Genomic DNA, 13373 nt, shown 5'->3' with positions numbered 1-13373 from the left:
TTTTAACAGAAAAAAGCAGAGGCATGAAGAAACCTCTGCTTGAACTAACTATCACATAAGACTAATCAAGAATCTTGATTTTTACTTTTTTCCTTCCCCAACGATATGCAGCATCTTTATCGGCGAAGAAAACATCAATTTTGTTGCCCTTTATGGCACCGCCTGTATCTCCGGCAACAGCGTAGCCGTAGCCTTCCACATAGACTTTTGTCCCTAAAGGAATGACACTAGGGTCAACTGCAATTACTTTCGCTCCAGGATTTGTTCGTAAGTTAATGCCCGTACTCGTCACACCGCTACACCCATTACAGAATGCTGTATATGCCGTAGAAGATACATAAAACTCTTTAGAGCTTGATTCTGTGCTACGTGACACAACCTGTTGAGGTTTAGGTTGTGGAGGTGGCGGAGCTTTCGTTCCTACAGCAACTATGCGATCTAACGATTCCTTCACCGTTTCTGTTTTCACCAATTCACGTGATACTTCTTTGCCGTTCTCTAATATGACTTCATAATGATTGGCAACGGTCCCATTTTCCCCTTGCTGGACCACTTGCTCTTTCCCCTTATCTAGGGAATTATCATTTTGAGTTACAACACCAAATTCAATAGGCTCTTCCACTACATCGGTGACCTTTTCAACTCTAGTAATATTAACTACAGTATCCTTTGCTACCAATTCTTCTAGACTAGGCTCCACTCGGTCAAGATCATTTACTGTGATATCGTGCTGTTCTAAAAAGTCAGCGACCGTAGTCGAAGTAGACCATACTTGTTGTTTTTCTCCCCCGACATTCAAGGTAACTTCAAATGCCTTCTCGATGGCAATGATTAAATTGTCTTTCAGGGGGGTATTTAAATCTTGACTAACTTTATCGTGCTTGTTTATATCTATTTTTCTTTCTGCTAAGAAATCTTTTACTGTCTCTGCTGTTGTATAGATCGCGTGTTCCTTATCACCGATGACAAGTTTCACTTCTTTTGCAGGATCCCAGACAATTTGCATGGAATCGCTGACAACGGTATTTTCAGGAGGCTCCAATTTATCCTCAGGATGAACTTTTATGTCCAACTCTTTTAAAATATCCGCTACAGTTTTTGCGTGCGTGCGCACCGTGACTTCCTCACCGTCCACATTCACTGTTACAGCAGCCTTTGTGCCTTGAAAGACACCAAAGCCAAGTATGATTGAGAAGACTATGAAACTAGTAATAGTAATGGCCAGTTTCGTCCTGCTCAACTTACCAGAAAACAGTTTTTTCATGCTATGTAACATGTAAAAAAACGCCTCCTTCTCCTCGAATGGATTATATAGACAGTTATGTAACTTGTCAACCCGTTCCATTGGCTCGACCGTAATGTCTATTATGCAGAAAATTCTCACAAAAGGGAAGTGAAAACTATCGACACGATTATCCTATGAGGAGAAGTAGAGAGGTAGAACTTATTTGTTTTCCCCCAAAATGGACAAGTATCCGCCTTTTTTGACAAGTTTCTTTGTCATATTATGCCGAATAATTTCTTAGCATTTGCTGTTGTTTTTTCTGCTACTTCCTCTATCGTTAATTCTTTCAACTCTGCAATTTGTTCTGCAACTAGTCGTACATACCCCGGCTCATTTCTTTTTCCCCTGTATGGATGGGGCGTCAAATAAGGGCAATCCGTTTCGATGAGGAGTTTATCCATTGGAATTTCTTTTACTACTTCTTTCGGCTTTTTCGCATTCTTGAATGTCACAGGTCCGCCAAATGAAATATAAAAATTCATCTCCATGCATTCCTTGGCCACTTCCAGGCTGCCCGTGAAGCAATGCATGATTCCGCCCACTTCTTTTGCATCTTCTTCTTTTAAAATTTGAACCACATCCGCTGTTGCGTCCCTGTTATGAATGACGATAGGAAGCTTCACTTTTTTCGCCAGCTGGATTTGCTTTCGGAACACTTCTTTTTGCACCTCTTTTGGAGATTTGTCCCAATGATAGTCAAGCCCCATCTCTCCGATTGCCACTACTTTTTCATGGGAAGCAAGATCTTCTATCCAAGCAAGGTCCTCTTCTGTCATATCTATCGCATCAACTGGATGCCAACCAACTGCCGCATAAAGAAAATCGTATTTTTCCACAAGCTCCATCGCCCTGGTGATCGTTTTTCGGTCAAACCCCACTACCACCATGTTTGTCACCTTTTCTGCTTGGGCACGATCAATTACCTCTTGTAAATCTTCCTCGTATTGGTCTGCATTCAAATGAACATGTGTATCAAATAACATGAAAAACACTCCCGTAATATATTGGTTGAAATGAGAATTAAATCCTTTTCTTAAAATAATATAAGCAAATAATATTTGAAAAAAGAAACAAAGAGGTGCAACCCGTTGTTACACGTGAAACACCTCTTTTTTCCTGAAATTATTTTATCCAAATACTAATTATTTTACTTTAGCACCTAACGGCAAGGTCGCATCCACAGACGCCAAGGATAATTTTCCATCCTTTTCCCCTGCAAGAATCATCCCTTCCGATAACTCTCCCCGAAGTTTAACAGGTTTCAAGTTCGTTACGCAAATAACTCGCTTCCCTACTAACTCTTCCGGTTTGTAATGCTTTGCGATACCAGAAACTACCTGTCTCTTTTCATACCCAAGATCTAACTGAAGCTTTAATAGCTTGTCGGCCTTTTTTACGGGCTCACAGTGAGTTACTTCTGCTACACGCAAATCAATTTTCATGAAATCATCAAACGTGATCTCCTCGGATACCGGCGGTGCTTCTTCTACCGCTTTTTCCTCCGTTTTTTCTGCCGGTGCAGAAGGCTGCATGATTTGTTTAATATGCTCGACCTCTTCTTTTACATCAAGACGAGGAAAAATAGGATCTGCTTTCACTGTCTTCGTGCCTGCAAGAATCTGTCCGAATGCGGATAAACTCTCCCATGTAGTTAAGGATTCATTTACTCCAAGTTGAGCGAATATTTTCCCCGGCGTTCTAGTCAAGAATGGCTTTAAGAGAATCCCGATGAATCGCAGTGATTCTGCAAGGTGTGCCATCGCAGATGCAAGCTGATTTTTTGTCTCTTCATTTTTTGCTAACACCCATGGCTGCGTTTCATCTATATATTTGTTCGTTCGGCTAACAAGCTGCCAGATAGAAGATAACGCCACAGAGAATTCCATGTTTTCCATGGCATTCTCATACTGTTGAACAGTCTTAACGGAAAGCTCGCTTAACGTTTGGTCAAACTCTGTTACAATACCGGTGTAAACAGGTACTTCGCCGTTAAAATACTTATCGATCATGGCAACCGTTCTGTTCAACAGGTTCCCAAGGTCATTGGCTAGATCGAAGTTTACTCTTTCTACGAAGCCTTCTGGTGTGAAGACACCATCTGCTCCAAACGGAACTTCTCTTAACAGGTAATATCTCAAGGCATCAAGGCCGTAGCGGTCAATCAAGGTAACAGGGTCCACCACATTCCCTTTTGACTTGGACATCTTTCCATCTTTCATGAGAAGCCAGCCGTGTGCAAAAACTTTCTTTGGTAACGGCAGGTCCAATGCCATCAACATGATTGGCCAGTAAATGGTGTGAAAACGTACAATTTCTTTCCCTACAAGATGCACATCTGCAGGCCAATACTTCATATACTTCTCATCATTATCTGTGCCATAACCAAGTGCCGTAATATAGTTGGACAATGCATCAATCCAAACATAGATAACATGTTTTGGGTCTCCCGGAACCTTTACGCCCCAGTCGAATGAAGTTCTAGAAACAGCTAAGTCTTCCAGACCAGGTTTAATGAAGTTGTTGACCATTTCATTTTTTCTCGATTCTGGTTGGATGAACTCTGGATTTTCATCGTAATATTGAAGCAGGCGGTCCACATATTTACCCATGCGGAAGAAATAAGACTGCTCTCTCACCAATTCAACAGGGTGGCCGCTGTCTGGACTCTTTCCGCCAACTACTTTCCCATTTTCATGGATAGGATCGACAAGCTGATGCTCTCTGTAATATGTTTCATCCGGAACCGAATACCATCCTTCATATTCATCCAGATAAATATCCCCTTGATCCAATAACTGTTTAAAGATCTTTTCTACCACTTCTTTATGGCGGCTTTCCGTTGTACGGATGAAATCATCGTACGAAATATCTAGTTTTTCCCAAAGCTCTTTGATACCTGACACAATATCATCAACGTATGCTTGAGAAGTGATGCCTTTTTCCTCCGCTTTTCGCTGAATCTTCTGTCCGTGCTCGTCAGTACCGGTTAAGTACATCACATCAAAGCCTTTCAGACGTTTGTAACGGGCCATTGCGTCTCCCGCCACTGTCGTATATGCATGACCAATATGTAAATTACCACTTGGATAATAGATAGGTGTTGTAATGTAAAAAGTTTTTTTATCGGCTACCATCAAAAATTACCTCCCTATAATCGAAATATATAAAAGTAGAAAACTCCCGCCCAATGGACGAGAGCGATGAGCGTTTTTCAACTTCGTATATATATCAACATCATAACCTATTTTTTATAACTATTATACATGGTTTCCACCCGTATTGTTAAGGATTGAGCAAAAACTTTTTATCTCCTCTTTCTTTCCCACTGCATGTAATTGAGCGTTTCCTACAAATTCGACATTTGTCGAAAAATTTGTCGAATAAACTAGTTGAATTTTGTCGAATGATGATTATAATTAAGTTAGTATTCTATTGAAAATTAGTAAGTAATTGTAAATGTTAACCTTCGACAAATTCCAGTAAACCCTTATTACAGAGCTATTTTTGCGCTTTTGGAATACATTTATTTAAAGAAATACAAATATTTTCAAACAAAATTCTTGACGGTTTTTGTAAATATTGTTATGATGAAAGCACGTTAGATTTGTCGAATAATGACGAAAATGATAGATTAATAATAGTAAATAAACTTTTATTTTGGAGAGGGGTATTTTTCTTATGAAATCTACTGGTATTGTACGTAAAGTTGACGAGTTAGGCCGCGTGGTTATTCCTATCGAGCTTCGCAGAACATTAGGAATTGCTGAAAAAGACGCTTTGGAGATTTATGTAGATGACGAAAAAATCATCTTGAAAAAATACAAGCCAAACATGACTTGCCAAGTTACTGGTGAAGTTTCTGATAACAACCTTACTCTTGCAGATGGAAAAATCATCTTAAGCCGTGAAGGTGCAGAAAAAATCATCGAAGAGATCCAAAACAACTTACAAGCAAAATAATGATATGACACAGAAAAGAGGATGCTGCGGCACCCTCTTTTTTTTATATATGCAAATTACTCTACATGAAATGCTTGATATACGTCTCTTTTTGGTAAGTTACGCTCTTTGGAAACTTGCTTAATGGCTTCTTTGGAAGAACAGCCTTCTGCCTCCATCACCTGTTGGACATGCTCTAAAATAGAGAGATCCTGCCACCAAGATTCTGTGTCATCGTCGGCTTCTTCACTACTTCCTTCTATTATAATGCAACATTCACCCTTGATCCCTTGCTCTTCATATAGAGCCAGTACTTCAGAAATGCTTCCTCTTGTAAACTCTTCGAATTTTTTCGTAAGCTCACGACTTACGACGATGGAACGGTTCCCAAGAATGTCATGCATCAAGCTGAGCGTGTCCTTCAAACGATGTGGAGATTCGTAGAGAATAAATGTATCGGTGAACTTTTTCAGCCGCTCCAGTTCCTTTTTCTTTTCCTTCTTCTGACGATCCAGAAAGCCATAAAAGTAAAATGGTTGTGAGACTAACCCAGATGCAATTAGTGCGGTTAATGCTGCGTTTGCTCCTGGCAAAGGAACAACATACAGCTTTTCTTCGAGTGCTTCCACTACTATCTCGTAACCAGGATCTGAGATGGACGGCATGCCGGCATCGCTTACAAGTCCAATGTCCTTGCCTTCTTTTAAAAGATCGATTATTTTCCTGCCGCTTTGTTCTTTGTTATGCTCGTGGTAACTGATTAGAGGTGTGGTTATCTCGAAATAGTTACATAGTTTTTTGGTGTTTCGAGTGTCTTCTGCTGCGATATAGTCGACTTCTTTTAGCATCCTTAAGCAACGGAAAGTAATGTCTTCTAGATTCCCGATGGGGGTTGGGATGAGATAAAGTCTGCCCTGGTTGTATGATTCATTAAAGCTGTTTTGTTGCCATAAGTCCATATTGTATCCCTCTTTTTTCTTGGCTACTATATTTTTTCTCCACTTTGTTCTTTTCCAAAAAGCATTTCTCTCACTTCTGGGGTGTATTCGCCGTTTTCGTTGTACACTAAAAGAGGCGGGAGGATTTTCAAATCGGCATTTCCATCCTTAATTCCTTCTATTAGAAGTGTATTGGCGGGTTTTCCTAGTTTGGAATGAACAAATTGAAGGCGTTTAGGTTCTATGCGGTATTTCCTCATCAAGGTGACGATATCAAGCAGTCTGCCTGGACGATGGACGAACGCCACCTTTCCGCCTTGTTTGGTAATCTGGCTGCTGACCCGTACCACATCTTCAAGTGTGCATTCTATTTCATGCCTTGCGATGGCATAATGAATATTAGTGTTTATTTTTTCTTCTTGATCTGTTAAAGGAAAATAAGGAGGATTGCATGTTACCACGTCAAACTTTTTGTTTTCCAACAATGCTGGCAGCTCTTTAAGGTCCATGTTAATGACTTTAAGCTGATTCTCCAGATTGTTATAAGAAATGCTTCGCTCGGCCATGCCGGCAAGCCGCTCCTGAATCTCTACTCCTGTAATGTTTCCCTTTGTACGTTTACTCAATAATAGCGGAATGATGCCATTTCCTGTGCACAGATCCATTATGTTTCCTTTTTGGATCGGAACATACACAAATTGCGCCAACAGGACCGCATCCAATGAAAATGAAAACACAGAGGGACTCTGGATAATCCGTAAATTCTCCGCCAATAAATAATCCAGACGCTCATCACCTACAAGCTCTACCATCTAACAAAACCCTTTCGTACCATAATCTTTCCCTATTATAACGCAATCCCCACAAAAAACATAAGAGCCATAAAGATTTTACTTTCCCATAAGTAAGATGTAATTCCTATTGATTGGAGTGGAAGGCGCGCAGACGCCCGCGGGAGGAAGGGACAGGTGAGACCCCTCAGGCGAAGTGAAGAGCCTCACGGACCGCCCGCAGGCAAGCGAAGCGCCTGGAACGGGAAATCAAACGAAATCAAACGTACTAAGACAATCAAACAAAAAGCCGCCACCCCGTTACGGAGAAGCGACTCTCTACTTCTTATTAAGGAAAGACAAACAAAACATACAATCCCCTTCTTTGCGGGGACTGCCGAAATTCAGGTTACAAATATGAAACCCTTCCTGATAGAGCCTGGCCAAATTATCATAGCCTTCTCCCACATCCGTCTGCTTTGCCTCATGCTGCTTTTTCTTACGCTTATGTTCCGGTTTTTCCTCCACAGCCGTCATCTGCTCTAGACGTTTGCGGAGGTGACTGTTTTCCACCAGTACACTGTTGTTCTCTTCTATAATCAGGGCAAGGTGTTCTTTTAAATCTCCAAGCTGTTTATATAAATGTCCGATCTGTTCTTCCATATTGCTGACAGAATCAAATATTTCCTTCTTGTCCAAGTTTTCCACCTCTTAATCTGTGGCTTGCGTTGAAACGGCTCCCTCTTGAAGTAATTCGTCTAGAGAAAATTCGACCACTCGGTCCTTCCCGGACAACTCCACTTGAAGCACGCGTTCGAGTATATTCAATCCTACTACACGGCCTACCCCATTTGGCGTTTTTATTACTTCATCCAAATCCGGTAATTGCTCTTTGGCGGACTCATATTCGTCATTTTCATACTTCAGACAGCACATTAGACGACCACATAGTCCGGAAATCTTGGAAGGATTCAACGACAGGTTTTGATCCTTCGCCATTTTAATGGATACCGGTTCAAAGTCTCCCAAGAACGTGGAACAGCAAAGCATGCGTCCACAAGGGCCGATACCACCCAAAAGTTTGGCTTCATCACGAACACCAATTTGTCTAAGTTCGATTCTTGTGCGGAAAATGGAAGCAAGATCTTTTACAAGTTCCCTGAAATCCACACGTCCATCTGCAGTGAAATAGAAGATGATTTTATTTCGATCAAACGTATATTCCACATCGACTAGCTTCATGTCCAGCCCATGATCATTTACTTTACCAAAACACACATCAAACGCTTCATTTGCAGCCTTTTTATTTTCTTCTACAATAAGTCGATCTTTCTGATCAGCAATGCGGAGTACTTTTTTCAACGGCAGCACGACATCATTATCGTCGACTTTCTTTTGACCGATGACAGCTTTTCCGAACTCCACGCCTCTTACTGTTTCGACAATGACAAACTCATTATCTTTTATATCAAGCCCATTTGGGTCAAAATAGTATATTTTCCCTGCTTTTTTAAAACGAACTCCCACTACTTCATACAAACTAATATCCCTCCTGCAAGTTTAACGCTAATTGTTCCATGAGAAGGTGCGGATTCACATTCGATGCCAACCGAGATTTGCTCTGTAATATATAGGACAATTGCTCGGTCACTCTCTGTTGAGTCGTCTGGAGTGCCAACTTCTGAATCAACTCTTTCTCGTCGACAAACACCAGCTGCTCCTCTTTGGATAACTGAGCATACAGCATATCTTTATAAATGAATAGCATTAAATCTAAACCTATCTCCAGTTGCTTTCTATCGGAAAAATGGGGCATCCATTTTTCTTGTATAAATAGCAAAGATGCCTGAGGTCGATTAAATATTGCTTCATACAATTTTATCACTAAGTTTCTAGCTAGCGCAAACCAATCATCTCGACATAATTCTACCGCTTCCTCTAAACTGTTCGTTAAGGATGCCGCTGACTTGGCTAATGGCAGTGGAATTTCTTCCGCTGTAAGCTTTGCTACCAGTCCGTCTGATGTTAATGCTCGGAATGAAAGAGGCTGACACCTTGAAATGATGGTATTTAACATTTGATTCACATTTTCCGTCAATAAAAAAGCAAACGTTTCTTGGTTCGGTTCCTCCAAGAATTTCAATAAACTATTGGCTGCATTTGTTGTCATCTTATCTGCATGCTCAATAATATATATTTTTCTCTTGGACTCCAAGCCCGTTTTCGTGAACTCCTCTTGCAAGAATTGAATTTGCTGCTTCTTTATGGAGTTACCATCCGGTTCCACGACATGGACATCGGGGTGATTTCGTGAATCTATCCGCTTACAATTTGAGCAGTTTTGACACGGATTAACCCCGTTCAAGTCCTTACACAACAAGCTTTTTGCAAAAAGATAGCTCACCTCTTTTTTTCCGGTGCCCTTCATTCCATCCAATAAATAAGCATGGGCAATTCTATCTCGCTCCAAGCTATTCGTAACGATTCTTGCAACGGTAGGCTGGTTTTGTAGATCTGACCAACTTTTAATCACTGTTTATCACTCACTAACCTACATATATAAATTGATGAGCAACCCTTTGATCTCACCAATACTGCTTAATATGTTTATTCTTGATTCTTCTTGGCTCATGACCTTTTCAGTTAAACCGAGGAGCGCTTCGTCCACCTTCTTGACCACTTGCAGATGCCTGGATTGGCCATCATTTGTCCAATGGTGGGACTGGTTCAGCTCCATTCCAAACTCAACAGCCTCTTCCATAAAACGTTTCACAAGTGTTTTATACTTGGCCAAGTCTTGAAAAGAGCGGGAGTTCCCCAAGCGGTCGCCGACCAATTCTATATCCTTCATCAACAACTGCAATTGCTGGGTATGCAATTTATTGGAGTGCTTTTGCATGACCTCCCCAAAGGCAGTAGTTGCAGCAGAGCCGCCTCTCATATCCATCCTTGCATTATCGATGTTTGTTCTAAGGTCGGTTGAAATTTTCATAACTGAAATGTCCCTTTCCGGTAACTTAATTTCATGGAACTTATCTGAAAAAAGCAGCCTTTCAGCCGCTTAACGTTAGAATTGATGAAAATGCTCAACAGGCAAAACAAAGACTGTTGCGCCGCCCACTTCCACCTCTACCGGGTATGGAACATAGGAATCCGCATTCCCGCCCATAGGGGATACAGGTGCAACCAACTGTTGTCGGTGCTGGCAATTGTCTTTAATGATATCTAATGCCTTTTGAACTCGAACATCTTCTGTCCCAATCATAAACGTGGTATTTCCAGACTTCAAAAAGCCGCCTGTACTTGCAAGTTTCGTGGCACGGAAATTATGTTCGACCAAAGCATTCATTAATCGATTACTGTCTTTATCCTGAATAACTGCCATAATCATCTTCATTTAAAGCGCCTCCTTTATTTTACCATTAATTTTCTTTTACTTCATTATTTCGTATTTGGTAATTTATTTTTAAGTTAAAATTAGAATCCATGTTTGGAAATGTAGGAGAGTAAGATTTCTCTAACTTGGTTGCATACGGACTCAAAATCCTTGGACGCATCCACCACCATTATTCTTTCCCCATACTTTTCTTTTACCATGTCATATCCTTCTTTTACTTTATAATGGAAGTCTAGTTCTTCTTGGTCTAAACGATTAATCTCTCGTTTATTATTCGCAGCGATCCGTTCAAGTCCTGCTTCGGGCTCTATGTCAAAATAGATAGTGAGTGCAGGCATCATTTTCTCTGTCGCAAACTCATTGATGCTAAGCACATCCTCCACACCAATCCCCCTCGCATGCCCTTGATAGGCAAGAGAACTGTCGATAAAACGATCACACAGGACAATTTTATTTTCCTTTAAGGCAGGGATGACTCGCTCGACTAAGTGCTGACGGCGAGCAGCAGCATATAGCAATGCTTCTGTTCTCGCATCCATTTCTGTATTGTTACAATCCAAGATAACATTTCGAATCTGCTCGGCTATTCTGATGCCTCCAGGTTCCCTTGTAAGTAAGACAGGATATTCCCGTTGCGTCAATTCAGCTGCCAACTTTTGAATGACAGACGTCTTCCCTGCGCCCTCAGGTCCTTCAAATGTAATAAATAATCCCTTCACAATCCTGTAACTCCTTTATCTCTTATATATATAAATATAATTACTTTTAAACGCATCGCTAGCCTGAAACCTTGCACCGATAAGCTGGAGAGCCTTTATGTATTCCACCGTGGAACTTGTAATCTTCTCCCCGTTAAATAAAAGGGGGATCCCAGGTGGATATGGCACAATCGCTTCGGCAGCAACTTCACCAACTGCTTCCTCTATCGGGCATTTTATCCGTTGATAGTCCGCTTGTTCACTGAAAGGTATGGCAAGTTCACTTATTTCTGCTGGAAATGGAGGTAGTGTTACCTGTTCCAATTCCATGCTCCCTTCTTTTCCCTTCGACGCAGCCCGGACTATTCTCTCTATCATATCATGTTTTTTCTCATTAACAGCAAGTGGTAAAATAATTAATACATTCTTAGGGTCTGCAAGCTCCACAAAAAGACCTTCCTTTTCCAGGAGAGTCGATAGTGCAAAGCCACTGTGTCCGTTGGTGGAGCGTAACGTGAGCTTTAATGGGTCGACAGAAAGCATACTGTCATGAAGGTTAACTACCTCCACTCCCTCTACCTTTTCAAGCATCTGATGGCTATCTTTAATATCCTCCATGATAGCTTGTATATCCTTTTGTGATAAAGCTGCAAGATAGTATCTAGCAATATCCAATGAAGCCATTATCGGATACGATGGACTGCTAGACTGTAACATCTTAAGGAAATGAGAAACTCTTTCCTTCCTCACCCTATCTCCCTTAACATGCAACCATGAACCCATTGTCATTGCTGGTAAGGTCTTATGGGCAGAGTGTACCACCACATCCGCACCACTAGACAGTGCCGACTTCGGAAAAGGTTCCCCTAATAGAAAATGTGCACCATGCGCTTCATCTACTAATACAGGAATGTCATAACTATGTATAGCCTGAATGACAGTATCTAAATTCATCGCTACGCCATAATAATTCGGGTTGGTCAAAACGACAGCACTAATTCCTTCTATCGTTTCCAGTGCCTTGTATAGATAGGATAAGTCAACAGAAACAGCAACCCCCATATTCTCATCCACTTCACACGGTAAAAAAACAGGATCTGCACCTGCGAGCTCCAATCCATTCAACACAGACTTATGGCAATTTCTCTGAACCAGCACCCTGCTGCCTCTTTTACATGTGGCTAATATCATTGCCAAGTTCCCCACGGTAGATCCATTCACCAGAAAAAATGTTTCATCCGTACCATACAAATCACTCGCCAAGCGCTGCGCCTCATCTATCATGCCATCCGGATCATGCAAATCATCCAACCCTGTTATCTCTGTTGCATCCAACTTCAATATATTTTTAAAATAATCCCTTGCTTCCTCAGGAAAGACAGCTCCAAACTTATGACCTGGGACATGCCCAGACAATGGTGCCCCTTCCCAATGACTTCTTAATCCCGAAAACAAAGGTGTTTTATTTTGATTTGTCATTAGAACACCCTCTACATATTCGTTTCACTTACCCCTATTATAACGGATAGAACTTTAGACATATAGTCACTCACCGCTCAAGTAAATCTGCAAAAAATAAAAGCCCTAATTTTAGGACTTTTCATCATAGAAAACTATGCAATTAAAGGCTCTTTTTAAATGAATGGAAATAGACACTACGAGTAAATCTTAGGAATAGTGATCTTTCTCAATTGATGAAGATAAAACTTATAGTTCGGATCTTCCACATCAGTCTGAAGCATCGTTCCCTCACATTCCGTACAAATAAACGACGTGTACAAATGGATTCCTTTTTCTTTCTGTTCTTCACAAACAATACACGTTTCCCCAAATGATGAATGAATGGCTGACTTCATGTCTCTTTCTCCACCTCCATCCACTATTCTAACCAGATCTAAAAATTGTATACTACTTTAGTAAAATCACAGCCTACCAATCTCCTACATCTAGTGTATGTAGCGCCTACTAGTCTGTGTTTGTCTTTGAATAAAAAAAGATGGGCGCAGGGTGTTGGTTAGTAGTTGATTTGGGACGTTAGGTAGAATGAAGGCGATGAAGACATTTTTATAGGCAGAAATTGTTGCGGAAGTGTCTTCATCAGCTGTATGAAAACATATACAGCGAAAATATCCTCTTTGAATTGTCTTCATCAAACTGGTGGTGGTGGGGTTCCCCTTGCACGCATTGATATGCACGCGAAACAGTGACAAAGTTAGCTTCTTTTCCTCTGAAATGGCACCGTTCTCGCTCTACGATGACAGACCTCTCGCTTTTTCCTCTGATTTGGCACCGTTCCACCTCTACGATGACAGAACTTCCTTTTTCTTCGTTGTTTTGTCACCGTTC

The 13373-nt window shown here is 41.0% G+C and carries 14 protein-coding genes; 1 reads left to right on the top strand and 13 read right to left on the bottom strand.

Features of this window, described 5'->3' with window-relative positions; translation table 11 throughout:
- Window positions 1–61: 61 nt before the first annotated feature.
- The 3 genes from LG307_RS00255 to metG form a co-directional block, all read right to left on the bottom strand.
- Window positions 62–1276, bottom strand: a complete 1215-nt coding sequence (locus LG307_RS00255) for a ubiquitin-like domain-containing protein (protein WP_404446782.1) — start codon at window positions 1274–1276, stop codon at window positions 62–64.
- A gap of 224 nt (window positions 1277–1500) precedes the next feature.
- On the bottom strand, window positions 1501–2268 hold the full coding sequence (locus LG307_RS00250) for a TatD family hydrolase (protein WP_404446779.1): 768 nt from the start codon (window positions 2266–2268) through the stop codon (window positions 1501–1503).
- A gap of 159 nt (window positions 2269–2427) precedes the next feature.
- A complete protein-coding gene (gene metG / locus LG307_RS00245) occupies window positions 2428–4419 on the bottom strand; it encodes a methionine--tRNA ligase (RefSeq protein WP_404446777.1) in 1992 nt (663 codons plus the stop codon).
- Between the two features lie 544 nt (window positions 4420–4963).
- Here metG and LG307_RS00240 point away from each other — a divergent pair.
- A complete protein-coding gene (locus LG307_RS00240) occupies window positions 4964–5245 on the top strand; it encodes an AbrB/MazE/SpoVT family DNA-binding domain-containing protein (RefSeq protein ID WP_404446774.1) in 282 nt (93 codons plus the stop codon).
- 56 nt (window positions 5246–5301) lie between these two features.
- Here the strand turns inward: LG307_RS00240 and rsmI are convergent, their stop codons facing one another.
- The 10 genes from rsmI to LG307_RS00190 form a co-directional block, all read right to left on the bottom strand.
- Complete coding sequence (rsmI, locus tag LG307_RS00235) at window positions 5302–6183, bottom strand: 16S rRNA (cytidine(1402)-2'-O)-methyltransferase (protein WP_404446772.1); 882 nt, start codon at window positions 6181–6183, stop codon at window positions 5302–5304.
- A 26-nt stretch (window positions 6184–6209) separates the two neighbouring features.
- On the bottom strand, window positions 6210–6974 hold the full coding sequence (locus LG307_RS00230) for a tRNA1(Val) (adenine(37)-N6)-methyltransferase (RefSeq protein WP_404446769.1): 765 nt from the start codon (window positions 6972–6974) through the stop codon (window positions 6210–6212).
- Between the two features lie 297 nt (window positions 6975–7271).
- Window positions 7272–7631, bottom strand: a complete 360-nt coding sequence (yabA, locus tag LG307_RS00225) for a DNA replication initiation control protein YabA (RefSeq protein WP_404446767.1) — start codon at window positions 7629–7631, stop codon at window positions 7272–7274.
- 12 nt (window positions 7632–7643) lie between these two features.
- Window positions 7644–8471: a stage 0 sporulation family protein gene (locus LG307_RS00220; RefSeq protein WP_404446765.1), complete on the bottom strand. Its 828-nt coding sequence runs from the start codon at window positions 8469–8471 to the stop codon at window positions 7644–7646.
- A gap of 1 nt (window position 8472) precedes the next feature.
- Entirely contained in the window at window positions 8473–9465 is a 993-nt protein-coding gene (gene holB, locus LG307_RS00215; protein ID WP_404446762.1) for a DNA polymerase III subunit delta', read from the bottom strand.
- 18 nt (window positions 9466–9483) lie between these two features.
- Window positions 9484–9924, bottom strand: coding sequence for a YaaR family protein (locus LG307_RS00210; protein ID WP_404446760.1), 441 nt, complete (start codon window positions 9922–9924; stop codon window positions 9484–9486).
- Between the two features lie 75 nt (window positions 9925–9999).
- Window positions 10000–10329, bottom strand: a complete 330-nt coding sequence (locus LG307_RS00205) for a cyclic-di-AMP receptor (RefSeq protein WP_047972434.1) — start codon at window positions 10327–10329, stop codon at window positions 10000–10002.
- 80 nt (window positions 10330–10409) lie between these two features.
- The gene (gene tmk, locus LG307_RS00200) at window positions 10410–11048 is read right to left on the bottom strand and encodes a dTMP kinase (RefSeq protein ID WP_404446757.1); all 639 of its coding nucleotides are present in this window, start codon (window positions 11046–11048) and stop codon (window positions 10410–10412) included.
- 15 nt (window positions 11049–11063) lie between these two features.
- The gene (locus LG307_RS00195; RefSeq protein WP_404446754.1) at window positions 11064–12506 is read right to left on the bottom strand and encodes an aminotransferase class I/II-fold pyridoxal phosphate-dependent enzyme; all 1443 of its coding nucleotides are present in this window, start codon (window positions 12504–12506) and stop codon (window positions 11064–11066) included.
- 176 nt (window positions 12507–12682) lie between these two features.
- Complete coding sequence (locus tag LG307_RS00190; protein WP_404446752.1) at window positions 12683–12883, bottom strand: sigma factor G inhibitor Gin; 201 nt, start codon at window positions 12881–12883, stop codon at window positions 12683–12685.
- Window positions 12884–13373: the final 490 nt, after the last annotated feature.

The organism is Sutcliffiella horikoshii (assembly GCF_044809035.1).
GTDB lineage: Bacteria > Bacillota > Bacilli > Bacillales > Bacillaceae_I > Sutcliffiella_A > Sutcliffiella_A horikoshii_G.
This window is presented reverse-complemented; position numbering and strand designations above follow the sequence as displayed.

What these genes read in the sequence shown, in the direction of transcription:
- LG307_RS00195 (WP_404446754.1), bottom strand. Translation starts at nt 12,506, where the DNA reads ATGACAAATCAAAATAAAACACCTTTGTTTTCGGGATTAAGAAGTCAT.
- LG307_RS00240 (WP_404446774.1), top strand. Translation starts at nt 4,964, where the DNA reads ATGAAATCTACTGGTATTGTACGTAAAGTTGACGAGTTAGGCCGCGTG.
- LG307_RS00255 (WP_404446782.1), bottom strand. Translation starts at nt 1,276, where the DNA reads ATGTTACATAGCATGAAAAAACTGTTTTCTGGTAAGTTGAGCAGGACG.
- LG307_RS00230 (WP_404446769.1), bottom strand. Translation starts at nt 6,974, where the DNA reads ATGGTAGAGCTTGTAGGTGATGAGCGTCTGGATTATTTATTGGCGGAG.
- metG (WP_404446777.1), bottom strand. Translation starts at nt 4,419, where the DNA reads ATGGTAGCCGATAAAAAAACTTTTTACATTACAACACCTATCTATTAT.
- LG307_RS00250 (WP_404446779.1), bottom strand. Translation starts at nt 2,268, where the DNA reads ATGTTATTTGATACACATGTTCATTTGAATGCAGACCAATACGAGGAA.
- LG307_RS00210 (WP_404446760.1), bottom strand. Translation starts at nt 9,924, where the DNA reads ATGAAAATTTCAACCGACCTTAGAACAAACATCGATAATGCAAGGATG.
- rsmI (WP_404446772.1), bottom strand. Translation starts at nt 6,183, where the DNA reads ATGGACTTATGGCAACAAAACAGCTTTAATGAATCATACAACCAGGGC.
- LG307_RS00205 (WP_047972434.1), bottom strand. Translation starts at nt 10,329, where the DNA reads ATGAAGATGATTATGGCAGTTATTCAGGATAAAGACAGTAATCGATTA.
- LG307_RS00190 (WP_404446752.1), bottom strand. Translation starts at nt 12,883, where the DNA reads ATGAAGTCAGCCATTCATTCATCATTTGGGGAAACGTGTATTGTTTGT.